This is a genomic window from Pseudoalteromonas sp. Angola-4, assembly GCF_028599265.1.
Lineage (GTDB): Bacteria > Pseudomonadota > Gammaproteobacteria > Enterobacterales > Alteromonadaceae > Pseudoalteromonas > Pseudoalteromonas atlantica.
Map to the genome: position 1 here is coordinate 205,334 of NZ_JAQREK010000001.1, position 24,093 is coordinate 229,426.

At 40.0% G+C, this 24,093-nt stretch carries 23 protein-coding genes; 13 read left to right on the forward strand and 10 right to left on the reverse strand.

Annotation, left to right across the window (positions count from 1 at the left end):
- The gene (gene dsbB, locus PSH48_RS00955) at positions 1–519 is read right to left on the reverse strand and encodes a disulfide bond formation protein DsbB (RefSeq protein WP_024034224.1); all 519 of its coding nucleotides are present in this window, start codon (positions 517–519) and stop codon (positions 1–3) included.
- A gap of 522 nt (positions 520–1,041) precedes the next feature.
- On the opposite strand from dsbB, the gene fadR reads away from it, so the two are divergent.
- Both fadR and PSH48_RS00965 read left to right on the forward strand, forming a co-directional pair.
- Positions 1,042–1,755, forward strand: coding sequence for a fatty acid metabolism transcriptional regulator FadR (fadR, locus tag PSH48_RS00960; RefSeq protein WP_004587375.1), 714 nt, complete (start codon positions 1,042–1,044; stop codon positions 1,753–1,755).
- A 235-nt stretch (positions 1,756–1,990) separates the two neighbouring features.
- Positions 1,991–2,596, forward strand: a complete 606-nt coding sequence (locus PSH48_RS00965) for a peroxiredoxin (protein ID WP_004587374.1) — start codon at positions 1,991–1,993, stop codon at positions 2,594–2,596.
- Between the two features lie 88 nt (positions 2,597–2,684).
- Here the strand turns inward: PSH48_RS00965 and PSH48_RS00970 are convergent, their stop codons facing one another.
- Both PSH48_RS00970 and smpB read right to left on the reverse strand, forming a co-directional pair.
- Complete coding sequence (locus tag PSH48_RS00970) at positions 2,685–5,276, reverse strand: TonB-dependent receptor (RefSeq protein WP_024031815.1); 2,592 nt, start codon at positions 5,274–5,276, stop codon at positions 2,685–2,687.
- Positions 5,277–5,654: 378 nt separating this feature from the next.
- Complete coding sequence (smpB, locus tag PSH48_RS00975) at positions 5,655–6,134, reverse strand: SsrA-binding protein SmpB (RefSeq protein ID WP_004587371.1); 480 nt, start codon at positions 6,132–6,134, stop codon at positions 5,655–5,657.
- 145 nt (positions 6,135–6,279) lie between these two features.
- On the opposite strand from smpB, the gene PSH48_RS00980 reads away from it, so the two are divergent.
- On the forward strand, positions 6,280–6,717 hold the full coding sequence (locus PSH48_RS00980) for a type II toxin-antitoxin system RatA family toxin (protein ID WP_273610740.1): 438 nt from the start codon (positions 6,280–6,282) through the stop codon (positions 6,715–6,717).
- Complete coding sequence (locus PSH48_RS00985) at positions 6,717–7,034, forward strand: RnfH family protein (protein WP_029773434.1); 318 nt, start codon at positions 6,717–6,719, stop codon at positions 7,032–7,034. Before PSH48_RS00980 ends, PSH48_RS00985 begins: the two co-directional genes overlap by 1 nt.
- A gap of 64 nt (positions 7,035–7,098) precedes the next feature.
- Here the strand turns inward: PSH48_RS00985 and PSH48_RS00990 are convergent, their stop codons facing one another.
- Positions 7,099–7,458, reverse strand: a complete 360-nt coding sequence (locus PSH48_RS00990; RefSeq protein ID WP_004587368.1) for an outer membrane protein assembly factor BamE — start codon at positions 7,456–7,458, stop codon at positions 7,099–7,101.
- 107 nt (positions 7,459–7,565) lie between these two features.
- On the opposite strand from PSH48_RS00990, the gene PSH48_RS00995 reads away from it, so the two are divergent.
- Positions 7,566–7,880, forward strand: a complete 315-nt coding sequence (locus PSH48_RS00995) for a GIY-YIG nuclease family protein (RefSeq protein ID WP_273610741.1) — start codon at positions 7,566–7,568, stop codon at positions 7,878–7,880.
- On the opposite strand, the gene PSH48_RS01000 is transcribed toward PSH48_RS00995, so the two are convergent.
- The 3 genes from PSH48_RS01000 to ilvC form a co-directional block, all read right to left on the reverse strand.
- Positions 7,866–9,044 carry a tetratricopeptide repeat protein gene (locus PSH48_RS01000; RefSeq protein ID WP_121637161.1) on the reverse strand — a complete coding sequence of 393 codons (1,179 nt, stop codon included), beginning with the start codon at positions 9,042–9,044 and terminating at the stop codon, positions 7,866–7,868. The two genes, PSH48_RS00995 and PSH48_RS01000, sit on opposite strands and share 15 nt — an antisense overlap.
- 79 nt (positions 9,045–9,123) lie before the next feature.
- Positions 9,124–11,043 carry a methyl-accepting chemotaxis protein gene (locus PSH48_RS01005; RefSeq protein WP_273610742.1) on the reverse strand — a complete coding sequence of 640 codons (1,920 nt, stop codon included), beginning with the start codon at positions 11,041–11,043 and terminating at the stop codon, positions 9,124–9,126.
- A 164-nt stretch (positions 11,044–11,207) separates the two neighbouring features.
- Positions 11,208–12,680 carry a ketol-acid reductoisomerase gene (ilvC, locus tag PSH48_RS01010; RefSeq protein ID WP_029773436.1) on the reverse strand — a complete coding sequence of 491 codons (1,473 nt, stop codon included), beginning with the start codon at positions 12,678–12,680 and terminating at the stop codon, positions 11,208–11,210.
- 139 nt (positions 12,681–12,819) lie between these two features.
- On the opposite strand from ilvC, the gene ilvY reads away from it, so the two are divergent.
- The 6 genes from ilvY to PSH48_RS01040 all read left to right on the forward strand — a co-directional run bounded on the left by ilvY (position 12,820) and on the right by PSH48_RS01040 (position 18,228).
- On the forward strand, positions 12,820–13,725 hold the full coding sequence (gene ilvY, locus PSH48_RS01015; RefSeq protein WP_121637162.1) for an HTH-type transcriptional activator IlvY: 906 nt from the start codon (positions 12,820–12,822) through the stop codon (positions 13,723–13,725).
- A gap of 121 nt (positions 13,726–13,846) precedes the next feature.
- Positions 13,847–14,893 (forward strand): GGDEF domain-containing protein, encoded by a 1,047-nt coding sequence (locus PSH48_RS01020; RefSeq protein WP_004587362.1) that lies wholly within the window; start codon positions 13,847–13,849, stop codon positions 14,891–14,893.
- A 150-nt stretch (positions 14,894–15,043) separates the two neighbouring features.
- A complete protein-coding gene (locus tag PSH48_RS01025; protein ID WP_273610743.1) occupies positions 15,044–15,868 on the forward strand; it encodes a MipA/OmpV family protein in 825 nt (274 codons plus the stop codon).
- A gap of 13 nt (positions 15,869–15,881) precedes the next feature.
- Positions 15,882–16,250, forward strand: a complete 369-nt coding sequence (locus tag PSH48_RS01030) for a DUF3019 domain-containing protein (RefSeq protein WP_036963332.1) — start codon at positions 15,882–15,884, stop codon at positions 16,248–16,250.
- A 14-nt stretch (positions 16,251–16,264) separates the two neighbouring features.
- A complete protein-coding gene (locus tag PSH48_RS01035) occupies positions 16,265–16,957 on the forward strand; it encodes a response regulator transcription factor (protein ID WP_024031826.1) in 693 nt (230 codons plus the stop codon).
- Between the two features lie 23 nt (positions 16,958–16,980).
- Complete coding sequence (locus PSH48_RS01040; RefSeq protein WP_064386818.1) at positions 16,981–18,228, forward strand: ATP-binding protein; 1,248 nt, start codon at positions 16,981–16,983, stop codon at positions 18,226–18,228.
- A gap of 313 nt (positions 18,229–18,541) precedes the next feature.
- Here the strand turns inward: PSH48_RS01040 and PSH48_RS01045 are convergent, their stop codons facing one another.
- Both PSH48_RS01045 and PSH48_RS01050 read right to left on the reverse strand, forming a co-directional pair.
- Entirely contained in the window at positions 18,542–18,763 is a 222-nt protein-coding gene (locus PSH48_RS01045; protein WP_004587357.1) for a DUF3820 family protein, read from the reverse strand.
- 405 nt (positions 18,764–19,168) lie between these two features.
- The gene (locus PSH48_RS01050; protein WP_054982159.1) at positions 19,169–20,743 is read right to left on the reverse strand and encodes a cation:proton antiporter family protein; all 1,575 of its coding nucleotides are present in this window, start codon (positions 20,741–20,743) and stop codon (positions 19,169–19,171) included.
- Positions 20,744–21,009: 266 nt separating this feature from the next.
- On the opposite strand from PSH48_RS01050, the gene PSH48_RS01055 reads away from it, so the two are divergent.
- Both PSH48_RS01055 and PSH48_RS01060 read left to right on the forward strand, forming a co-directional pair.
- Positions 21,010–21,753: a sporulation protein gene (locus tag PSH48_RS01055; protein WP_273610744.1), complete on the forward strand. Its 744-nt coding sequence runs from the start codon at positions 21,010–21,012 to the stop codon at positions 21,751–21,753.
- A 58-nt stretch (positions 21,754–21,811) separates the two neighbouring features.
- Positions 21,812–22,261, forward strand: coding sequence for a GNAT family N-acetyltransferase (locus tag PSH48_RS01060; RefSeq protein WP_273610745.1), 450 nt, complete (start codon positions 21,812–21,814; stop codon positions 22,259–22,261).
- 101 nt (positions 22,262–22,362) lie between these two features.
- On the opposite strand, the gene PSH48_RS01065 is transcribed toward PSH48_RS01060, so the two are convergent.
- A complete protein-coding gene (locus PSH48_RS01065) occupies positions 22,363–23,715 on the reverse strand; it encodes a sodium-dependent transporter (RefSeq protein WP_054982160.1) in 1,353 nt (450 codons plus the stop codon).
- Positions 23,716–24,093 lie beyond the last annotated feature (378 nt).

Here is a 24,093-nt window from a genome sequence, read left to right on the forward strand (position 1 = left end):
TTAAATAGTCTTTTTAGTAAGTAAGCGAGTGGTAACAAGTACAAAAAGCGTGATAGTAAATAACGCAAATAGTATTTCCATCCATGCTGGCATACTTAATCCCGCAAATTGCCAATCGATATTACCGCAATCCCCTGTGGCTTGAAAAAAGCTTGGGATCCATTCATGCAATGGCATAAATGAAGGAAAGTTTGGCTCAAACTCACAGCTAAATGCAAAGGGATCGGTGGTTGTTTGCATTTCAATGTGTTCACGTGCAATAAAGTAACCCCACACACTTGATACACCCCACACTAAATAAGCGATAGCGCGTACTAATTTACTTTGTGGTTTAGTTGCGCCAATAATGCCTGCCCCTAATAAGCCTAATACCGCAGTTCGCTGATAAATACACATAATGCATGGAGCAAGTCCCATCTGGTATTGAAAAAACAGTGCGGTGACTTCTAATAAAAATACAATGCCTGTAAATAGTAGCCATGGAGTACGTTGAGTAGGGAGTTGTGCTAGCCAGTTCATAAAAAATCCGCATTGAAATAAGACGTTGAATTATGTACTAGGATAAAGTAACGAGCAACAAAAAGGGTAAAAAAGCTACCGAAGTCGCTTTTTTTAAGATGAAATTAATAAGCGGTTATGGCCAATCCTATTTAGGGAAAGGTCAAGCTTAATTTGCTAAGTAAACATGTAATATAAGATTGGTACGCTAAAAAGGCTTGATTAAACGTTACAGTTAACAGGCTCTGCTGTATGCAATATTTTGAATGTGCTTGTTGCCGCACACGGGAATTATTGTAGTAATGCAATGGTGAAGCAAAAACAGCAATAGTATTAATGTACCTACTATGAATAGGGTTAATTTATTTAGCTAATTAGGCCTAATTTAAGCATGTTGAATTTTATTATTTACTATTGCGAAATTTTCAGCGGTTGGTTGGCACTTATATCAACGAGTTTACTTGTTAGTTATATTTCATCTGGTACAATCTGTCAGTTATTCGTATAAAACGATGAGTTGTGATTAATTCGAGTGGGAATTGAATGAGAATTTTTAAAGCTAAAAGCCCAGCAGGATTTGCTGAAGAGTATATAGTTGAATCTATCTGGAACGGCGATTTCCCTCCAGGTTCAATTCTACCTGCAGAGCGTGAGCTTTCTGAGTTAATTGGTGTAACCAGAACAACCTTACGTGAAGTACTGCAACGTTTAGCACGCGATGGCTGGCTAACTATTCAGCACGGCAAGCCAACCAGAGTGAATAACTTTTGGGAAACATCGGGTTTAAACATACTCGAAACGCTGGCGCGCTTAGATGAAGACAAAATGCCAGAGCTGACCGATCAATTATTATCTGCACGTACTAATATTAGTGCTATTTATACCCGTGCGGCGATAAAGCTTAACCCTGAGCGTGTTATTGAGATTTTATCAAAAAGCGATGAACTTGAAGACACTGCGCAAGCTTTTGCAGATTACGATTACAAAGTACACCACGAATTAGCTGTCGCAGGTAATAACCGCATTTACGTACTTATACTTAACGGTTTTAGAGGGTTTTACTTTAAAATTGGTTGTCATTATTTCTCAGACGCAGGCACTCGCCAGTTAGCACGTCAATTTTATAAAGACCTAACAGTATTGGCTGAAAACCGTGAGCATGATGGCGCGATTTCAATGATGCGTAAGTTTGGCCATCAAACCGGTGAAATCTGGCAAAATATTAAAGGCGATATGCCTTCCGACATCATGGATTAGCCCATTTTTAAAACCTGCAAATGCAGGTTTTTTTATAGGCGTAATAAAGTTTTAATATCTGTTCGGTATTTTCGATTGTGCACATCGCTAAATACGATTGTTCTTTTTTCCTTATTAAATTTAAAATTCCACGTAATTATGTGTTGGCGCTATTGTTTTTTAATTTTTAGCGCCCATATAAGTATCAGCATTGCGTATGCAATCGACAACAAACTCAAAATATTTGGAGAATAAAATGGGTGTATTAGTAGGCCGCCAGGCACCAGACTTTACCGCTGCAGCTGTACTAGGTAATGGTGAAATTGTAGATAGCTATAACCTTCATGAAACAATTAAAGGTAAAAAAGCAGTAATCTTCTTTTACCCACTAGATTTCACGTTTGTATGTCCTTCAGAACTTATCGCTTTTGATAAGCGTTACGAAGAATTCCAAAAGCGTGGCGTAGAAGTAATTGGTGTTTCTATCGATTCACAATTCTCACACAACGCATGGCGTAACACTGCTGTAGCAGACGGCGGTATTGGTAAAGTTCAATACGCACTAGTTGCAGACGTTAAGCACGAAATTTGTAAAGCATACGATGTTGAGCACCCTGAAGCGGGCGTTGCATTTCGTGGCTCTTTCCTAATCGATGAAGAAGGTAACGTACGTCACCAAGTAGTGAACGACTTACCACTTGGTCGTAACATCGACGAAATGATCCGCATGGTTGACGCGCTAGCATTTCACAGCGAAAACGGCGAAGTATGTCCTGCTGGTTGGGAAGAAGGTAAAAAAGGTATGGACGCAAGCCCTGAAGGTGTTGCTAAGTTCCTATCTGAGAACGAAGGCGAGCTATAATTTAGCCCCTACGTTTTAATAAAAAAAACCGCCATATGGCGGTTTTTTTGTTTTTAGCATAGCCCATTTAATAATGGGCTATATTAAATTAAAACGAGAAGGTTACTTTAGTGTAGAAGTAACGACCACGTGGGTTGTGTACGCCCGATGCATACCCGTAAAGGTCGGCATCGCCATCACCAATGGCAAATGGTGGCTCTTCGTCGAATACGTTATTTACACCAAGCGACACTTTAGTTGCATCACTTACACGGTAAGATGTTTGTAAATCTACCAATGCTTGCGAGTCAACCATACGCGATGTATTGCTATCAAAGTCTAAATTACCGTCAAAGTCTATATCTGGGGTATCTTCAAACTCGCCTACGTAGCTAATATTTACGTTGGTATTAAATTGGCCAATTTCCCAGTTAGTAGAGAAAATCCAGCGGTGCTCTGGGTAATTGTATTCACCCGTGTAATCGCGGCCGTCTTTTTCAAACTTGTTTTGGTACGCCCATTCTAAGTTAAATTTAAGTAAGCCTAAATCATCCAGCGAATGGTTGTAATTTGCTGATAAATCAACACCTGACACTTCTTGCGAAGAGACGTTTTCAAAGGTGCTGTATATTTTTTGAATGGTGCCTAAGCTATTGCCACCACTAGGTGCTAAGCGTACACACACCGTGCTATCTTGGTTATTACACTCAGAGTTATAAATTGGGCCAAATTCTTGTTCATCAATTTTATTATCTTGGGTAATACTCCACACATCTACGCTTAAACCAAACTCAGCAGAAGGTGCCCAAATAAAGCCAACGTTCCATGATTCTGACTCTTCTGCTTCTAAATCAGGGTTACCAGCAAATTCAATGTTGTAATCTAGCGCGTCACAATCAAGGCCAGTTGCTTCACAGCGATAAGTATCTACAAAAAACTGACTTTCTTGTGATGGACCTAAACCTACTTGTGCAAGCGATGGCGCTCTAAACCCTTGTGCCCACGAACCACGAATGGTTATTTCGTCGGTAGGTGCCCAGCGTAAAGCGACTTTAGGGTTTGTTGTATTACCAAAGTCGCTGTAATCATCGTAACGGCCAGCGAGTTGTAGCTCTAGGTTTTCAGCAAGTGGGATTGAAAATTCCACATAGGCTGCGTATTGGTCGCGCTCTGCTGCAGCAGACACAGACTCAGTACCAAAAATTAAACCGCGCTGAAATTGGTCATCCGGTGTATCGGTTACATCTTCTTCACGGTATTCAATACCCGCGGCCATCATAACCACATCATCACCAAAGCTGAATGCTTCACCAGAGATGTTAGCGTCGAATGAGGTCATATGAGACTCACCGCGACGTACTAAGCTTGTGGTAATTCTGTCAATAACTTCTGGGCTGTTATAGGTGCCACCAAATGGGTTGTAGTTACCGGCATCAATCTCTTGTTGTAAAAAGTCGGTGCGAACCCAACCTTGCGAGCGATCGCCTGTTTGAAGTGATTTACTACGGCCTTTTTGAACTGCAGCTTCCCAACTCCATTCGTTAATTTCGCCTCTTAGGCCAGCTACAAAGCGAAGCGTGTCTGATTCAATATCCCATTGGCGAGCGCCCGCATCAACCGTACGGTAACGGCCAATTTGAATATCTTCACCAAACGGGTTGTTAGGGTGGCTAGCGGGTACTGTTAAACCTGCATCTTCATCTAGTGGAGTAGGGGCACCGGCTGCAACTGAGGTATTATGCTGCACTGCCATTTCTAAAAAGCCGGTAATACCATTATCAAAATTGTATTCAAATTGAGAAATAGCACCTACGCGCTCAGACTCAGGGGCGATGTAGCCAAATGGGCCGTAATCAAATAAACAACTACCGCTTGATGTGGCGTTTTCAGCAGGGCAATCTGGGTCAATTGTTTTTACACCATCAACATAAAAGTAGCCTGGAAAGCCACGAGAAGAGCGAAAGTCTTCGCCGCCATAAGGCGATTGATTAGCGGTGCCTAAGCTGCCCATTTCATCCGACGAAAGCGAGGTGTTTTTAAAGTAATCAATAATAATTGAGGCGCTGCTTTTTTCGCTAGTTGTACCCCATACTAAACTTGCTGTTGTTTCTTCGTAATTAGGGCCATCGGTACCACCGTAGCCTAAGTTTAGTTCAACGCCATCTATGTCTTTTTTCAAAATAACGTTGACTACGCCCGCTACTGCATCAGAGCCATAAATTGCTGATGCGCCATCTTTTAAAATATCAATGCGTTCAATCGCCGATACCGGAATACTATTAATATCGACAAATGAGTTTGTTATACCTTCGGCAAAGGCACTAATAGCCACACGGCGGCCGTTGATTAGTACCAATGTAGCATCAGCACCTAAACCACGTAGGCTGACCGCGGCAGATCCATTTGCAGTTGAATCTTGGTTGTTGCCGCGTGTTGAGAAAGTACCGCTGCCTGCCACAGGCATTCTTTCGAGGAGTTGTTGAAGGTTATCGTAACCCATGTTTTCGATATCTGCTCTGCCAATAGATTGTACTGGCGAAGGCCCTTCGATATCGGTGCGTTTTATGCGCGAACCTGTTACTTCAATGCGTTCTACTTTTTTTGCTTCTTCAGCAGCATAAGCTGTTGTTGTAAATCCTGCTGAAAGTGCGATTGTAGCACCTGCAATTATGCTAGGTGTAAATGCAATTGATTGCTTCATCCTTAAGTCCTTGTTGATATGTTATAAATTTAGTTGCTTAACAAGCGCTGACATTAATATCATGTAACTTAAGTGTTATCAATCTACACCCTTTGCGATTTTAGTATGAGTTTTTGTAGAGTGTTGCAGGAAAAATATTCAATAATAGAAACAACGAAAAAGGATAGACAAGGCTAAATTACTCGCTTTGTACCATAAAATTTGCGCACTAAAATGGACAGGCATTTAAAGAAATTAAAAAAATAAATAAAGTGTAATAATTTATTTATATCATGCACAGGGATGAATTAAATAAAGCTGAAGGTAATTTGATCAGGTTGTTTTAAATTTAACCGGTGAGAAATTAAAAAAAACGCCTAAATAAATTAGGCGTTGTGTTTATACTTTATGTTTCATGAGGCGTTCTTTCTCACGCGACCAATCTTTATTTTTGCCGTCTTCACGTTTGTCATGCATTTTTTTACCTTTTGCTAAGTGAAATTCAAGTTTCACCCAACATTTTTTCCAATACATGGCAGTGGCAACAAGTGAGTAGCCATCTCGTTCAGTGGCACCGACTAATCTATCAAGCTCTTTGCGGCTTAATAGCAGTTTACGGTATCGCATTGGATCGCAAATAACATGAGTCGAGGCGCTATTTAAAGGCTGAATTTGACTGCCTAATAAAAAAGCTTCGCCATTTTTAAGATGAATATAAGTTTCTGAGATGTTTACCTTACCAGCTCGGATACTTTTTACTTCCCAGCCCTGTAGTTCAACACCTGCTTCAAACTTGTCGTGTAAAAAATACTCATGGCGCGCTTTTTTGTTAAGCGCGATGGTATTACTGTTCGATTTTGATGATTTGTTCTTAGCCATAGTGCCCTATAATATACGTATTAAGAGATGTTTTACATCGATTTTTTATATGTGCCTTTAAAATAATCTGGTGAACTTAAGACCATGAAAATTTGGGGAAACGCGCAAAGCTTGCTAAAATTCGCCCACACAGTTGGGAGTGAGTATGCCACAAATAGAAAAAAGTGCGCTGGTTATGTACAGCACTAAAGAGATGTTTGACCTAGTTAATGATGTAGAAGCTTATCCGCAGTTTTTACCTAATTGCTCAGACTCTAAAATCGTTTCGCAGCACAATAATAACATGACCGCGAGTTTAGAAATATCCAAGGCGGGTATAAAAAAGTGGTTTACCACTGAAAACACCTTTATTGACGAGCAAACCGTGCAATTAAGGCTGGTTGATGGCCCATTTAAAACTCTTAAAGGGCGTTGGTATTTTCAAGCGTTAGATAAAAAAGCCTGTAAAGTTGAGCTTAAGCTTGAATTTGAATTCTCTAGCAAGCTTATAGAATTGGCGTTTGGTAAAATTTTTAATGATGTAGCTAAAAATATGGTTAGTGCATTCACGCAACGTGCAAAAGATGTATACGGAGCAAGATAATGATTAGCGTTGAGATAGTTTTTGCATTACCGACTAAAGCAACCACATTAACGGTGGAAGTAGCGCAAGGAACCACAGCCGAACAAGCTGTTATTCAATCGGGGATCATTGAAAAGTGCCCTGAAATAGACCCAACAGCGCTAACTTTAGGTGTATGGAATAGAACAGTAAAAGCGCATTACGAATTAAAAGATGGCGACAGAATAGAAATTTATCGTCCACTAATTGCAGACCCTAAAGATGCTCGAAGAAAGCGTGCTGAAAAAGCAAAAGAGGAAGGTCGAGCAAATAAAGTTACCGGTGGGCGTCCTTTATAAAGGTCATTAATGTAGTAAATAAAAAAGGTGAGCCATGCTCACCTTTTTTTAATAACTAAAGCGTTTACTGCTCTAGCGGAGTATCAAAGTTTTCTGGTTGATCATAATCACCCGAAACAGCAACTAGTTGATCATTTTCAAATTTAACCAGCAACTCTTTATGCTGCTCATTATCGCGGCCTTTGTTAAAGCTGTACACATAACGCCAGGTACTATTATCAAACGCATCTTCTGCTATTGGACGACCTAATACATAAATAACTTGCTCTCGTGTCATGTTTACACGAAGCTTATCTACATCTGATTGCTCTAAAAAGTTACCCTGTGGGATATTGATTCTATATACCCAGCTAGAACAACCTGCTAAAGAGCTGAATGTGAGAGCAACGATAAGCCAAAGAGAAAAAGTTTTTAACGACTGCATTGTTAGTTGTGATCCTTATTTTTTATAATCTGCATGATACCGATTAGTCACTGAAGGTAAAACCCTTTTAAGAAATTGTTTTTAGTTACGAGGGTTAGGGTAAAGTTTTGACCACAAACATACAAAAAAGTTTAAGTATAAATATAAGCAAAGCACACAAAGTACCCTCAACGTGGTATTTGTATATAGTGCAAACGCGTTTAGGCCACTGGTATACAGGTATAACAACCAATGTTGATAAGCGCTTAGCCACGCATCAAGCGGGTAAAGGCGCAAAAAACTTAAAAGGCAAAGGCCCTTTAGTTTTAATTCATCAACAAAAGGTGGGCTCAAAAAGCGAAGCCAGCAAGTTAGAGTGGCAAATTAAAAAATTAAGTAGGGCCCAAAAAGAGCACTACGTACAACAGCTAATGACTAAGTGAAGCTGTGGCATTTTTTAATGCTTTTAATTTATTACGATAGCGGGCTTTGTCATAGTTAAACTCGGCGTTTATACCCGCTAAACGCATATAATGTGTTGCCTGCTTTATATTGCCGGTAAAATAATATGCTCGCGCAAGGCCAAAGTGGCTTTCGTGTAACTTAGCGTCAATTTTATAAGCGCTTTTAAAATGCTTAATCGCTTGAGAGTAATTTTTAAGTACCAGTTCACTATTACCCAATGATATATGGTAATACGGGTTAGCTTGGCGCTTTTTATTGAGCTGTTTTAGCATTTGCTGACCTTGTTTAGCGCGGTTACTTAAGGTGTACAGCACAGCGAGATTACCTATGGCAGTATGGTTATTTTTATCAAGCAATAAAGCATAGTTATATGCCTGTTCAGCTTCTTTTAAATAATTAAGCTGCCTAAATACAATACCTAAATTTCCCCAGCCACCACTGTATAATGGGGCGGCTTCAACGGCGGCACTAAAGTAGCTATAAGCTAAATTATAATTTTTATTTACTAAAGCTTGGGCGCCTTTATTGTTATAAAACATAGCCGTAACAAACTCTTTGCTTATTGGGCTGGTTTTAAAGCGTTGTTTTCTTATATTCGGGTCGAAGTCTATGGTTAACTGCTTATCACGTTGATAAACCATTGTGGCTGGTATTGTTTGCATAAGCGCATTGTCAATTGATAAATTAATATGCCCTGTCAGTAAATTAACCCCTTTATTCATTGCCCAATATTCAGGAATATGGACTTTTTGAAAGCGCGCTTTTATACCTAAATAATCGGCTAAGCTATACGCTAATATCGATAACGACAGGCAATTAGCATTTAAATTAGCGTAGGTTTGCGATGCACTCAATGTGGCGCCACTTTGATAGGTTAACGAGTTATCGCCGTTTTTTAATAAAAAACTTAAAATACTGTTCGCTAAGTAATGCGCGCTGCGCTTACTGGTTAAGTGGGCATCAAGTTGGGAAGTGATTGTTTTGTCGAGCTTAAATATGTCTTGCTCGGTTTCAACGTTAATACGGTTAAATGTTGGATGGTTTGCAAGGGCAAGCGGTGGTGGTTCACGCACCGTGGTGTTACATGCGCTTAAATATAAGCAGCTACTTAGTAATAATGCGTTAAAACAAGATATGTTCATAAACCACCTCCAACATATTACATCTATAAGTGTAGATGCAATATGCGCAGGTGGTTTATTAAAGTGTTACAAAACGTGTTTAGTGGTGTTTTTCAAAGGTGGCTACGAGTGCATCAAGCGCTTGAGCGCTATTTGCTAAATCTCGAATTGCTTGCTCGGTGTTTATTTGCTCATTCATAGCACGGTCACTAATTTCACTTATTTGCTCAATATTACGTCCTACATCAGCAACCACGTTACTTTGCTGCTCAGTTGCGGTGGCAATTAAGGTAGCCATATCGTTTATTTGATTTGCTGTTTCGCTTATCGCATCAAGCAATTCAACAGAGCTTTGCATTGCGCCTACGCTTTGTTGGGCTTTTTGCTTAGATTGACCAATATCGTTTACTACATCTTCAGAAATAGTGGTTAGCTCTTCAATCATTGACTGAATTTCGGTGGTTGATTGCGAGGTACGATTAGCAAGCGCGCGTACTTCATCGGCCACCACTGCAAAGCCTCTACCATGCTCACCAGCCCGTGCCGATTCGATGGCTGCGTTTAAGGCCAGTAAATTAGTTTGCTCTGAAATGCCGCGAATAGAGTCAACAATACTCGCTATATCAATTGTTTTTTTAGAAAGCAGTGTTACTTGCTCGGTAATGCCGTCAATATCAGTGGCAAGCGCTGAAATTGTAGCTTGGCTTTGCAGTACTTGCTGATGGCTTTGGCTGGTGTTTTCTTGACTGCTTTGCGTTAACTTAGCTGCATTAGCCGCACTTTGTGCTATTTCTTGTACAGTTGCGCCCATTTCGTTAATGGCTGCAGCAACCGAAATGGTTTGCTCTTTTTGATTATCAATAGACTGCGAGTTGTTTTTTGCTTGTTCAAATACATGATTAGAACTTTGGCGTATTTCTGTACTTTCGTTGGCGACTTGCTTGATGGCAGTTTCAATTTTATGAATAAACTGGTTAAAGCCATGGCTTAAATTGTTTAGCTCTGGCTGATTAGACTCTGGCAAACGGTATGCTAAATTAGCATCGCCTGATCCTAAACGTGAGAACAGCTCGGCCATATCCGAAAGCGGTGACGCTAAAGAACGTGCTAACAAGTAACTTAGCATGCTAGCAACGAGGGCTATCACTAGCGTAAAGGTAAATATTTGCCACTCCAATGTACCTACAGTCGCAAACACCTCACTTTTAGGTACTTGGGCTAATACGTATAAGTCGGTATTGGCTATTGGCATGGCTGCTAAAAATGTGGCTTCGTTATTAAGTGATAATTCTGTAATTGCAAAACCAGAAGGGTTATACAAAGTACTATGAACATTACTGCCATAAAGTGTGTCTATGTTTACTTTAGCCACTTTATTTGCATCTTTATGTAACTGAATTAAGCCGCTTTTATCTGCAATAAACACAAAGCCAGTTTGCTCAATTTTAAATTGTTGTAGTAGCTTTTGCATGTCGGTGATGCTTTTTGCAAGCCCCGCTAATCCAAGCCCATTTGTTTGTTGATGATTTACAAACATTTTTACATCAGTCGGGGATTCTTGATAAATACTGATTGAGTACGGATTATTTGAGTTGGTAAAGCCAAAAAACCACCCATCAGCCGCGTCGTTTTTAAGCACGCGTAAAAATCCGTGTTGGTTCCAATATTGTGCTGTATCACGGTTAGCCCACGACGCCGTTGCTAAATCAAACTGCTTAGCTACGCGGTTTAATTCTTTAAGCAGTAGTGTGTCGTCTTGGTTATTTGAGCGCGCCCACTCTAAGATAAATTCATTTGATGATAGTTGCTGTGCAGCACCTAGTAGTTCGTTTATTTCGCCACCAATTTGATTACTAATACTGTGTAATTTGCTGGGTAGCTCAGATTCAATCATACGTCGTTCTATAATATCTTCAGAGCTATATAAAGACGTTAAACCAATTAATGCAGCGACACAGATTGCAATGGTACTGCCTAAAATGGTGATTTTTTGAGTGATAGTTAGGTTTTTTATCGTCATATTATTTAACTTTACAACTAGGTAGATAGCCATGTTAGCACATTATTAATTAAGCGCTAATTATTGCAATATATCTAAAAGGGTATACTCGCTTTTTATTATTACTAGCACGAAAAAGCCCACAGCGTATGCATGTGGGCTTGGTTTCTAACAAGCGAAACTAGTTATACAATTTTCTTCATTGCTGACATGTAGCCGCGTAGTCTAGCGCCAACAATTTCAACAGGGTGCTCACGTAGTGCAGTGTTAATTTGAATCAATGTTTGGTTATCTACTTGGTTACTTTGCTCATTTAAGCCTTTACCAATAACATCGGTGTCGATGTTTTTCATAAAATCGGCCAATAATGGTAAACACGCATGGTTGTATAAGTAACAGCCGTATTCTGCAGTATCAGAAATAGTACGGTTCATTTCGAATAACTTTTTACGTGCTATTGTGTTGGCAATTAATGGTGTTTCGTGTAAAGACTCATAATAAGCCGACTCGTCAATAATGCCTGCTGCAGTCATGGTTTCAAATGCAAGCTCAACGCCCGCTTTAACCATAGCAACCATTAAAATACCGTTATCGAAAAACTCTTGCTCAGAGATTTCTACATCACCAGCAGGGGTTTTTTCAAAGTTAGTTTCGGCAGTTTCTGCACGCCATTTTAGTAAGTTTGCATCGTCGTTTGCCCAATCTTCCATCATTACGCGTGAGAAAGTACCGTCGATAATGTCATCTTGGTGCTTGTTATAAAGCGGGCGCATAATAACTTTAAGTTCTTCGCTTAGTTCAAAAGCTTTTACTTTTGCAGGGTTTGATAAACGGTCAAGCATGTTAGTAACGCCGCCGTATTTAAGGGCTTCGGTAATTACTTCCCAGCCGTATTGAATTAGTTTTGATGCGTAACCCGCATCAATGCCTTTTTCAATCATTTTATCAAAACATAAAATTGAACCGGTTTGTAACATGCCACAAAGAATTGTTTGCTCGCCCATTAAGTCTGATTTAACTTCAGCGATAAACGATGACTTAAGTACACCGGCACGATGACCACCGGTACCCGCAGCGTAGGCTTTAGCTTGTGCTAAGCCGTGACCTTGTGGGTCGTTTTCTGGGTGAACAGCAATAAGAGTAGGTACACCAAAGCCGCGTTTGTATTCTTCGCGAACTTCAGAGCCAGGACACTTAGGAGCAACCATGATTACCGTAATGTCTTCACGAATTTGCATGCCTTCTTCAACAATATTAAAACCGTGCGAGTAAGCAAGTGTAGAGCCTTGTTTCATTAAAGGCATAATGGCAGTTACAACGGCCGTATGTTGCTTATCAGGTGTTAGGTTTAATACTACGTCAGCGCTCGGAATTAGCTCTTCGTAGGTGCCTACAGTAAAACCGTTTTCAGATGCATTTAGGTATGACTGACGACGCTCATCAATTGCTGATTGACGTAACGTGTATGATACATCTAGGCCTGAGTCACGTAAGTTTAAACCTTGGTTAAGACCTTGTGCGCCACAGCCAACAATAACCAGCTTTTTACCTTTAAGTGCATCAACACCATCGGTAAATTCACTTGGGTCCATAAATTCACATTGCGCTAATTGAGCTAACTGCTCGCGTAAAGGTAAGGTATTAAAATAATTCGCCATGTTAGTGTCCTATAATTCGTATTTGTTAGATGCAAAGCGTATTTGCTTTGCTTAAACACACCATAAAAAAAAACTTTGCTTGCGTAAAATGATATATTTGCACTAAAGTATTTCAAAAAATGAAACGTAGAGGCGTGTAATGGATCATAAGCATTTAAATTACTTTTTAGCGTTAGCTAAAACGCTCCATTTTGCCCGTGCGAGCGAGCTGTGCCATATAAGTGCACCTACATTAAGTCGCAATATTAAGCAGCTTGAAGATGAGGTCGGCGTTGCTTTATTTATACGTGATAACCGAAGTGTAAAATTAACTAAAGAAGGGGAGTCGTTTATTGATTACGCCACCTCTACACTGGCTAATTGGCAGCGCTTTAAAGCGAATGTGAAAGACCCAACCCAGCATATTTACGGTAATGTGAGTATTTATTGCTCAGTCACCGCCTCGTATAGTTTTTTGCATCAAATATTAGAACAGCTCCGCGCGCAGCATCAGCATATAGAAATAACGCTAAATACCGGCGATCCGGCGTTGGCAATAAACCGTGTGCTGGATGCCCATGAATCAATGGCTATTGCTGCACGGCCAAGTAAACTGCCTGCCCAAATTGCTTTTGTTAATATAGGCCACTCTCCACTGGTTCTTATTGGACCTAAAATTCAATGCCCGATCAGCGAAAAAATAGCGAAAAACGCCCCACATATTGATTGGTCAGAACTGGAGTTTATTGTACCTGAGCAAGGTTTTTCTAGGCAGCGGTTAGAGCAGTGGTGGCGGAAAAATAATGTGCATGGAAAAATTTATGCACAAGTAGCAGGGCACGAAGCTATGGTGTCTATGGTGAGCCTAGGATTAGGTGTCGCCATGGTTCCCAAAATAGTGCTAGATAATAGTCCGCTACAAGACAAGGTACACGTACTGCCCAGTGAAAATTACCAGCCAGAAGGGTTTGATATTGGTTTGGCGGTGCTAAAAAAAGAACTTAACGACCCTGCAATCAGTGCATTATGGAATATTGCACAAACTTTAGGCGCAAATGTTATCTAAGCTTTTAACGATTAATATAATTCAGTAAATAGTATGATTAACAGTTGCGTATGAGTTTACTATTACTTAACATGAAAGCTTAATAATAAAAAATAATGACGCACGAGAGTTTATAATAATTATGGATCATGCTGTATCGCTCGCTCATTCTGCTCAATGTTTAAAAAAAGCAATTCCTCTGATGGTAAAATACCGAATGCCGGTAACGCCTATCAATTACGCTATTTGGTATTGCTATGTGCAAGGCAGTAAGCCAGCATTAAATGCTGAGCTTGATCACGTCATTGCTGAGCAACAAACATGTACTCAAAATAAAGCAAAAGAAATTTTTGATAAGCATTTAAGCGAAGATGACTTAGTGTTTTTTCAAGAAATGGCTGATCGCTTCCATGGCACTATGGAGCAAGTACAGCATGATATAAGCGTTACCCTCGATCATTCTAAAAGCTTTACCACGTCGTTGGTAGATTCTCAAAATGAGTTGGCAAGTTTAGCTAATGTAAATTCGTTTAACGAAATACTCGGTTGTGTTGAACGCTTAACCGACGAGTCGGTGGCTATGCAAGACTATGCGCGAGAATTTCAAACTAAGCTTGCGGTAGCCTATAACGAAATTAAAGATTTAAAAGAAGCACTTAACCTTTCTCAAGAAGCAGCCGATACAGACCCCCTGACAGGCTTTTTTAATAGAAGAAAGTTTGATGATGATATTCAGCAGTTTTGTCAAACCTATTCAGAGCAAGCTGACGAGAGCGTATTGGCGGTACTAATCATGTTTGATATTGATCACTTTAAGCGTTTTAACGACGATTTTGGTCATCAAAAAGGCGATGAAGTACTTAAATTAGTAGCCAAAAAAGTTTCGCAAAATATTTCCGATAGCCTGAATGTTTACCGCTATGGTGGTGAGGAGTTTTGTATTACCGGGTATTTTGACAGCATCAACGAGATTATGGTGTTTGCTGATAAAATTCGTTTAGATATTGCCTCATTAACTATCCGTAAAAAAGACGATGTAAATTCTAAACGTGCAATTTCTGCAAGTTTTGGGCTCGCTATTTTGCGTCCATTCACGAAAGGTTCGGTACTTATTGAGCGCGCCGACCGTGCTTTATATATAGCTAAAACACATGGTCGCAACCGTATTGAAATAGCCCCTGATATTTAAATGTGATACGCATGTATAAAAATTGTGAATGATTGTAACCAGGTGGCGCACATTTGTGCTTACCTTGCTAGTATGGGTGACTTACTTATTTTACTCATTTAGATTAGGTTAATGCGGCTCAATACTTTTATTTACATTTTTTGCTTTGTGATGTGTCTTGTTTGCGTGCCTAGCACAGCTTCGCAGGCCTACAACGAACAAGAGTATGCGCAGCAACATATTACTGTTAAGAAGTGGCATGTAAATCTAAGTGCCGGCGCGGGTGTTATTACCAACCCTCTGCATGGCGGAAAAAACGTCCCGCTCCCTGTGATCCCGCGCATTGCTTTTTATGGCGAGCGTTGGTTTTTCGATAATGGTCGCCTTGGCTACACACTTAAAGAAAATCAAAAGCATCATTTTAATATCGTTTCAGAACTGAACGCAGAGTCACGCTTTTTTATTGATTGGCATCCTAATAACCTCTTTGTTTTACCAGCAACCGCAGGTGCTTCTGCATTAGCGCAAAATAATCCCCAGCCTAAAAAAATAAATATCGATAATATTGATAATCGCCATTTAGCCCTAGATGCCGGGGGAAGCTATCATTATGTGCAGCAAAACCATGTGCTATCGATACAGTTATTACACGATATAAGTAATGTTTATAACGGTACTCGGGGCGCTATACAATGGCAGTACCACAGTGAAGTAGGGCGTTTAAAGTTAAAGCCAACGCTTGGGGTTAACTATAAATCAGCTGAATTAAACAGCTACTATTATGGTTTAAAAGCACACGAAACCTCATTAGGTAAAATTGACGTTGGTAGTAGCTGGCAACCTTATGCTAAAATCGACGCCAGTTGGCCATTGAGTGAGGCTAACAGTCTTCGTTTTCATGTAGCATATTACGACTATTCAGCTATGGATGGCAGTCCGCTTTTTGAACGTAACTATTCAATGACTGCTTTTATAGGATTCGATCATACTTTTTAATATGAAGTATTTAATGTTGATTGTGCTTACAGTTTTTCTGTTTAGCCCTCCCGTTGTAGCGCAAAATGCGTCTTTAAAGGTCTCTCCCAAAGTGTGTGTTGTGTCTGAGCAGCAAGCGTTTTGCGATCTCGATTTAAAGTTTAATTGGCAGCAACCATCGCCAAGCGATGCATGCCTGTACCAACAAAACAAACTGATTAAATGCTGGCAACAGCAGGCTGTTGGTGAGTTTGAGTATAAAGCGCGTGTTCAGGTAGAGACCATATACTCCTTAATCAATCCTCATACCGGTGTGTTAATTGCTAAAACACACGTTGAAGTGCAAAGTGCTGATGCTAAAAAAAGTAGGCGCAGGCTTCGCTCTCCATGGAGCTATTTTTAATTTAGGAGCAACTCATGCCAAAAATTTTACTTGTTGAAGATGACCTAGGTTTACAACAACTAACAAAAGATTATCTTGAACATAATGGCTTAGAAGTAGACGTATTAAGCCGTGGTGATGAAGTATTTAGTTATCTTGAGAATAACGCTGCTGATTTAATGATTTTAGATATTATGCTGCCAGGTAAAGATGGCTTTAGCGTATGTCGACAAGTACGTGATAAGTTTTCGTTGCCAATTTTAATGCTTACTGCAAAAGGTGAAGACTTTGATCAGGTGATTGGCTTAGAGCTTGGCGCAGATGACTATGTGGTAAAACCTGCAGAACCGCGTGTTTTACTGGCGCGTGTAAATGCATTACTGCGTCGCGGGCAACCCGTGGTTAAGGCCGCAGAAGAGATTCAGTTTGGTGATTTAGTCATTGATAAAACCAGCCGAATTGTTAAATTAAACGAAAACGAAATAGTACTTACATCGCATGAGTTTGAGCTACTATGGCTACTTGCCTCAAATGCAGGCGAAGTACTAAGCCGTGAACATGTTCATCAACATATGATTGGTCGTCAATACGATGGGCTTGACCGTACCGTTGATGTACGCGTGTCACGAATTCGTAAAAAGCTAGGTGATAACAGCGATAAACCTTACCGTATAAAAACCGTGTGGGGGCAAGGTTACTTGTTTGTATCAGACGCCTGGGAAAAATAATATATGAAGGTAAATAAGGAATAATGGGCAAACTATTTATAAGTTTATATGTTTATATCATTGTTTCTTTATTTATTGTTAGTGGTGTTATAGAACAAATTTGGCCTTACGAAGAGACGCAGCAGCAAGTGCTGTTAGATGATGAGTTTGGCCAAGCACTTTGGTTATTATCGCAAACCGATGATGGTCTAGATAAGCTAAAACACAGCTTTGAAAGCCAAGTTATTGCCCGCAAAGATCTTATTTTACCCCTTAAGCAGCAAGCCTCATTAGATAAAAACCATTACCTGTATCTGTATGATAAAAAGCAGCGCATAGTGTGGTATGTTGAGCTTGGTGATAACAAGCTACTTCAAATTGGTCCTGTAGGCGTTATAAAAGCACCTGAAAGCTCTGTTATTCCGTATTTAATGTTACTGGCTATTGTAGGGTTACCTGTGGGGCTGTGGAGCTTTTTACTATGGCGTGATTTTTCTAAATTAAGCCATGCGTGCGAAGCGGTAGATGGCTCGCAAGACTTTAACTTAAGCAGTCCTTCTAAATCGTTTTTTTTACCCGTTACTGATACTCTAAAAGTAATGCAGCAGCGCATAGAGCATCTTCTTAGTGCGCAACAAGAACTGACCTCCTCTGTATCTCATGAATTTAGAACGCCCCTTGCACGATTAAAATTTGGTATAGCCATGTTAGAAGAAACACTGCAATCGGAAAAAGGGCAACATTACCTAACTAATATGCAGGCAGATATAAGCGAACTTGAAGCGCTTGTGTGTGAAATGCTTGAATATGCTCGGCTTGATTCGCAGCAACCAAGCTTAGCTAGAAGCGACGTTGATTTGGCTGCCTTAACACAATCGGTCATTAATAAGCTAAATTTTGCAAGCGGCATAGAGTTTAATGCGGTGTTACCACAGGCTTTAGTGTACAAGTGTGATGCGCACTTTATTGCGCGTGTAATGCAAAACCTAGTGGGCAATGCGTTAAAGTACGCTGTTAGTCGTGTTGATGTCACACTCAAAGCGCAGGGTGATGCAATTTACTTTATTGTGGAAGATGACGGAGAAGGTATTTTAAAAAGCGACAGAGAAAGCGTATTTAAACCTTTTACTCGTTTAGATAAAAGCCGTGATAAAAGCACAGGGGGCTTTGGTTTAGGCTTAGCAATAGTGGCAAAAATTGTATCGTGGCATAAAGGGCACTATTCAATCACTGACTCATCGCTTGGTGGGGCTAAGTTTATAGTTACCTTACCTAATACCTATCCACAATAATATTTAATCATTTTGTGGGGCCAAATGTGTCGCTAGCTACGTTAAAAAATTCCCATTTACGACTGCATGAATGCAGAAGGTAGAGCAATGCAGGAGCAATTGCCGAGAACAACTAAATAGCAAATTTTTTGCCTAGCTATCAACACGTTTTTCCATCCTCAAAATAGATTACTTAATTATGCGGATTGGTATAAAAGCAATTCACCTAAAAACGCCAGACATAAAAAAAGCGCCTAAGGCGCTTTTTGTGGTTAAAAACCAAAATCAACAAGTAGCAAAATAGTAGACCCGGCTACGTGGAAAAAGTTCTCAATTATTTTTCATTTTTTTTAAGTAGGGGCATCAGCATTTGCTCAAGCCCATTTAATTTAACCTCGTACATCATTGCAAGCTGCGCCCCGAGTTTACTTTCTGGAAACCCTTGCTGTTTAAACCACACTAGGTAGGGCTCTGGCAAAAGCAACAGGGGTCTGCCTGCGTATTTTCCAAAGGGCATAATTGTATTAATGGCGAGCTTGAGTTCGGCTGTATCCATAATAAGTCAGTAATTGATAAAACGTATAATAGTAATACTACTGCTTATTAATAATAAACGCATTAAATAGCGGCTGGGTAAGCGGGCAAGTAAACAGAAATAAAATAGGCTGTGACGGGCAAGAAACAGCCTATTGAACGAGGGAGTAGGCCCTCTGATTGAATAAATTTGTGTTGATAAATAAATGCTTACCTTGCATTAATTAGCTGGAGTCTAATTATGTGACACAGGTGCGAAGGCGTTTATTTAAACAACACCGGTAGTTTATCTGTTTTTTTTACAGATAGAGAGAAGTAATGTAAAGGAATGTAAATAAAATGAGTTTTTAAACTAAAACTAATAAAAAAGCCTTATTAAAAATAAGGCGTTTTCATTTGGTTGTTTTTATTGTTTGGTATAAAAGTACTATTTTTCGAATAGCTCTTGCTTTACGTGCTCGGCAAAACCACTTCCTGCTTCTAAATAAAAGTTATAGGTCGAGTTTACGCCCATTTGTTCAAGCTCTTTTTGTTGATCTGGGTAATTGGCGATAGCCGTTACTTGGCCGTTATAGCCTGAGGCTTGTAATTGCTCTAGTGCAAAAATATTTTGCATATGCTTTGGCATAGCTAACATGACCATTTCAACATGAGAGTGGTTAACGCGCTGCCAAAAGTCAGGGTCGGTGGCATCGGCAAGGAGTACCTTTCTATTGCGTTTAATATGTTTTTCTACCACCTCTGGTTTAATATCAATGCCCGCCACTACATTAGGGTGAGTCGCATTTATTGTTTCGTAGGCACCTGTACCTATGCGGCCCATACCAAATATAACGATTTTAGTGTCGTTTAAATTAACGGGTAGCTCTTCAGCTAAGCGGGTTTTGCTTTCGAATTTTAATAACCAGCGCTCAATTTTTACGTATAACTCGTTTGAGCGTTTATTAAGAGGCGATGCAATAACAAAGGTAATAGACACCGCAATAGCCATTACCGCCAGCCACTCTGAGGTGATCATGCCTGTAGAGGCTGCCACAGCACACACAATAAGGCCAAACTCACTAAAATTAGCAAGGCTAAATGCAGTGAGTAACGAGGTGCGCGCTCTGAGCTTAAAGGTATTCGTAAACACATAATAAAGTAAGGTTTTAACTGGCAGAACAAATATAAGGATTAACGCTACAATTAATGAATTAGCTGTAAGCTCTGCGTTTAAACCAATGCTTAAGAAAAAACCGACCAGCAAAATATCTTTTAAATTAAGCAGCGACTTTGAAAGTTCTCCCGCCTTTTTATGTGGGGCAAACATCATCCCCATAATGAGCGCGCCTAGATCGCCCTTTAAACCTGCAAAATCAAAAGCGTTATAACCGGCTACCAACGCAAAGAAAAAGCCAAATAACGGCAATAGCTCACCATGTTTAGAGCGGTTAAGCACTGCATACATAAGCGGGCGTACTAAAGGGAGTGCAATAATTAAAGCAAGAGCCCACATATTAGGTACTTTGCCGGTGCTAATGGCTAAAAATATAACCGCAAAAATATCCTGCATAACTAAAATGCCAATGGCTATTTTTCCGTGTAGGCTTGCCATTTCACCGCGCTCTTCAAGTACTTTTACCGCAAATACAGTGCTTGAAAAGCTTAGCGCAAACCCAACTAATAAGGCACTTTGCCAGCTTAAATCAACAAACATAGGCACAGCAAAAATACCTAGCAGTAACATAAAGCCACTAAATAATGCACTGCTAAAAATAATGTGTAGGGTAGCGGGTGCCCATACTTGGGGCTTGATTAAGCTGTTTACTTTAAGTTTTAAGCCAATACTAAATAAAAGAAGTGTTACACCCAGTGCCGCAATGGTATCGAGTAGTTCGGTGCTTTTATAGCCAGATAAATTTAATGCAAAACCGGCAAGTAAAAAGCCAATAAGGGGAGGAAGTTTTAATTGATAAACACCAAAGCCACAAACAAACGCGGCGGCAAAATAGATTAGTTCCATAATTCTTAATATCACTTCATTTGGGATTGCAGTGTAGCGAAAATTTTATACCATTGAAAATAAAAATAGCCCTAAAAATGAGCGCGTTTAATCAATTACTTGCCCAGCTACGTATAAAAAATGCACATTAAACACGTATTTAATCGTAAATAGCATGTAAATAACATTTTTTCACTGACATTGGCTTTTAAATATGGTTAAGATGCTTTAACGAAGGAGTTTAAGCTTGAGCAACAAACTGAGCCGCTCAGCTTAAGGAGATAGATATGTTTAAAAAGATTTTAGCGTCGGTAGGTATTGGCGCTGCAAAAGTAGATACAATTTTAGAAACTGAGCATCTTCAGCCAGGGCAACTTTTTAACGCTAATATCGTTATAACTGCAGGCGATGTGGCTCAAGAAATTGCTGGCCTTGATTTGTTTTTAATGACTCGCGTTAAAGTTGATGGCGAAGAAGGTGAGTACTTTACTAATCACGTAATTGATCAGTGGCGCATAACCGACATAGGCACTGTTAAGCCAGGTGAAGTTAAAAGCATTCCATTTGAAGCGCGCCTTCATCCAGAAACCCCAATTACTGAAATTAATGCCGGCTACAACCAATCACATGTATGGATTGAAACAGGCCTTGATATTGATTTAGCACTAGACCCTACAGATAAAGACCACTTGCATATTTACCCTAACGAAGCTGTTAAAACCTGTATGCAAGCAATGGATAAATTAGGGTTTAGTTTATTAAAAGCAGATGTTGAAAAAGGCCATTTACGTGCGCCTACTTTTCAGTCGGTATCGGGGTGTTATCAAGAGTTAGAGTACAAGCCTAATAGCCGCAGCTTATTTGGGATTCAAGAAATTGAATTATCGTTTGTACCAGAAGCACACAAAACGCATGTTTTAATTGAGCTGGATAGAGCATTTAGAGGCGATGGTTATGTTGATTTAACCATAGAGCACGACCATGTGAATTTATCGCAGTTGTGCGACCAATTAGAGCGTTTGTTTGCCTAAGTGATGCGTAGTTTAACTAAACCCAGCTTAGGCTGGGTTTTTTATTTTAGGATTTTATATGTCGTTTAAATGTGCGCATTTTGATGCGCTTGATACGCGTACTTTATTTACGATAATGCGCGGTCGTGTTGATGTATTTGTAGTAGAGCAAACATGCCCTTACCCTGAGCTTGATGAGGTAGACATTAACCCTAGTACTCAGCATTTATATGTAATTGCAGATAATAGTTTATTAGCTTATGCCCGCTGCTATGAAAAAAACGAGCAGTACAGTGCAATAGGCCGTGTACTGGTTTGCAAAAGTGAGCGAGGTAAAGGGCGGGCAACTGAGCTTGTAAATGCGGCCATAGCATGTTGTAAAAAGCAGTGGCCACAGCGTCATATTTATATAGGCGCACAAACCTATTTATTAGCATTTTATCGCTCTTTTGGCTTTACAGAAGTAGGGGAGCAATACCTAGAAGATGGCATCCCTCATCAAGATATGGTGTTAAATACACTAAGCTAATTTATTACGAGTAAATTTAAGCTATTAAAAAGCCCACTTAACGCGTGGGCTTTACTTAATTTAGAACTTAACCTGAACTCGGGTTAGTTAAAAATAACGTTTTAACTTAACACCGAATGTAAAAACACAGCACCAATAGCTATAGGGCACACAAACTTAGTGTATACAGGCCATACTTTCCAAAATAGTGTGTTATGAACCTCAGGGTTACCTTGCTGTATTGCTTTTAGTAGTGAGCCACGGTACCAAATCCAGCCAACAAAAATACAACACATTAAGCCAAGTAAAGGCTGAGCAACTTTAGTTGTTAGGGTGATCACTAAACCAAATAAGCTTCCTAAGTTACATACTATGGTAATGCTCACTGCGCTTATTAGCGCGCCAATTAGCCATGTTGCCTGCAGGCGGCTCATTGCAAAGCGCTCCACAGTATACGATACCGGCGCCTCTAACATTGAAATAGAGGAGGTAAGTGCGGCTATACTCATTAGGGCAAAAAATGCAAAGCCTATAAATAGACCCACAGAGCCCATACCATCAAACAATGCTGGTAACACTTGAAACACCAGTGTGTCTTCAGAGAGAAGTTTGCCTGTAGATGAAAAAATTTCTACGCCTTGAGCTTGTGCGACATACATGGCTGGTATAATTAAAAGGCCCGCTACAAACGCGATAAACACATCTATTAATGTTACATAAGCGCCTAGCGTGACTAGGTTTTCTTTTTTACTTATGTAAGAGCCATAAATAATCATCACGCTGGTGCCTAATGACAAAGAGAAAAACGCTTGGCCGAGTGCACTTACGAGTAAATTTGCATCAAATATAGATGAAAAATCAGGCACTAAATAGGCTTTAAGCCCTTGCATAGCACCTTCTTGGGTCATAACGTAGGCAATTAAGGCAAATAAAATACCTAAAAGCGCAGGCATCAGACGCTTAGACCATTTTTCTATGCCGTTTTCTACGCCACGACTAATAATAGCCACGGTGAGTATGATAAATATCACTGTAAAAATGATGTTTCGTGAAAGTGACTGCTCACTTAACCACGTTGAAGCTTGGTTTGCACCAGCTAATGTAGTGAGAGGTTCGATTGTCGCGCTGAGCATCCAGCCTGCCACAATGGCATAAAAACTTAAAATAAAGCCCGCACATAAAATCCCGCCAAAACCCACGATAAAAGCAAAGCGCTTTTGCCACGTGTGTGATGTTATTTTTGTTAAAGAAGACACCGCATTAGCTTGTCCGTGGCGGCCAATTATAAGCTCAGCCATAAGTGCGGGGTATGCTAAAAAGAACGCGAGTACCAAATAAGCGACTAAAAAAGCGGCACCACCATTGCTTGCTGTTTGGGTAGGAAAACCCCAAATATTACCTAAACCTACTGCAGAGCCTGCGGCGGCCATTATAAATCCAAAGCGAGAGCTAAACTCACCTCTAACTGCGCTCATATTGTTGTACTTCTCTATTTTTTGACGGCGCTGACAATCTACTGGAATTGCAAATAAATAAAAAGTACTTATTTGCCCAATTGTGACAATAATTATCGTCTGGTGTGTCTATCACGCGATGCATTTAATTAATGTTATCAACAGGTTTAGAATAAGGAGTTGATTTTGTGTAATAAATTTTAGGGCCTGTTTACCTTTCGAGGTTAAATTTGCAGCAGTCTGTTTGGTGTTTAGGCAAGGCAGAGCCTATGTAGTGTGGTTGTTCCCCATAAATAGGCGATAACGACGTATAAATGCCAAACAGGCGCTGCCCTAAGGGTTCTGCCTAGGGGCTATTTACTCTTTGTTACTCGGTTTTTACGTAGCCCACTAGGTTAC

Excerpts from the sequence above, each read along its gene's own strand:
- PSH48_RS00985 (WP_029773434.1), top strand. The coding sequence starts at position 6,717 with ATGATTAGCGTTGAGATAGTTTTTGCATTACCGACTAAAGCAACCACA.
- PSH48_RS01005 (WP_273610742.1), bottom strand. The coding sequence starts at position 11,043 with ATGACGATAAAAAACCTAACTATCACTCAAAAAATCACCATTTTAGGC.
- PSH48_RS01020 (WP_004587362.1), top strand. The coding sequence starts at position 13,847 with ATGGATCATGCTGTATCGCTCGCTCATTCTGCTCAATGTTTAAAAAAA.
- PSH48_RS01065 (WP_054982160.1), bottom strand. The coding sequence starts at position 23,715 with ATGAGCGCAGTTAGAGGTGAGTTTAGCTCTCGCTTTGGATTTATAATG.
- PSH48_RS00980 (WP_273610740.1), top strand. The coding sequence starts at position 6,280 with ATGCCACAAATAGAAAAAAGTGCGCTGGTTATGTACAGCACTAAAGAG.
- PSH48_RS00970 (WP_024031815.1), bottom strand. The coding sequence starts at position 5,276 with ATGAAGCAATCAATTGCATTTACACCTAGCATAATTGCAGGTGCTACA.
- PSH48_RS01025 (WP_273610743.1), top strand. The coding sequence starts at position 15,044 with ATGTGTCTTGTTTGCGTGCCTAGCACAGCTTCGCAGGCCTACAACGAA.
- PSH48_RS01000 (WP_121637161.1), bottom strand. The coding sequence starts at position 9,044 with ATGAACATATCTTGTTTTAACGCATTATTACTAAGTAGCTGCTTATAT.
- PSH48_RS01055 (WP_273610744.1), top strand. The coding sequence starts at position 21,010 with ATGTTTAAAAAGATTTTAGCGTCGGTAGGTATTGGCGCTGCAAAAGTA.
- PSH48_RS01035 (WP_024031826.1), top strand. The coding sequence starts at position 16,265 with ATGCCAAAAATTTTACTTGTTGAAGATGACCTAGGTTTACAACAACTA.
- ilvC (WP_029773436.1), bottom strand. The coding sequence starts at position 12,680 with ATGGCGAATTATTTTAATACCTTACCTTTACGCGAGCAGTTAGCTCAA.
- PSH48_RS01060 (WP_273610745.1), top strand. The coding sequence starts at position 21,812 with ATGTCGTTTAAATGTGCGCATTTTGATGCGCTTGATACGCGTACTTTA.
- ilvY (WP_121637162.1), top strand. The coding sequence starts at position 12,820 with ATGGATCATAAGCATTTAAATTACTTTTTAGCGTTAGCTAAAACGCTC.
- fadR (WP_004587375.1), top strand. The coding sequence starts at position 1,042 with ATGAGAATTTTTAAAGCTAAAAGCCCAGCAGGATTTGCTGAAGAGTAT.
- PSH48_RS01030 (WP_036963332.1), top strand. The coding sequence starts at position 15,882 with ATGTTGATTGTGCTTACAGTTTTTCTGTTTAGCCCTCCCGTTGTAGCG.
- PSH48_RS01045 (WP_004587357.1), bottom strand. The coding sequence starts at position 18,763 with ATGGATACAGCCGAACTCAAGCTCGCCATTAATACAATTATGCCCTTT.
- dsbB (WP_024034224.1), bottom strand. The coding sequence starts at position 519 with ATGAACTGGCTAGCACAACTCCCTACTCAACGTACTCCATGGCTACTA.
- PSH48_RS00990 (WP_004587368.1), bottom strand. The coding sequence starts at position 7,458 with ATGCAGTCGTTAAAAACTTTTTCTCTTTGGCTTATCGTTGCTCTCACA.
- PSH48_RS01040 (WP_064386818.1), top strand. The coding sequence starts at position 16,981 with ATGGGCAAACTATTTATAAGTTTATATGTTTATATCATTGTTTCTTTA.
- smpB (WP_004587371.1), bottom strand. The coding sequence starts at position 6,134 with ATGGCTAAGAACAAATCATCAAAATCGAACAGTAATACCATCGCGCTT.
- PSH48_RS00965 (WP_004587374.1), top strand. The coding sequence starts at position 1,991 with ATGGGTGTATTAGTAGGCCGCCAGGCACCAGACTTTACCGCTGCAGCT.
- PSH48_RS01050 (WP_054982159.1), bottom strand. The coding sequence starts at position 20,743 with ATGGAACTAATCTATTTTGCCGCCGCGTTTGTTTGTGGCTTTGGTGTT.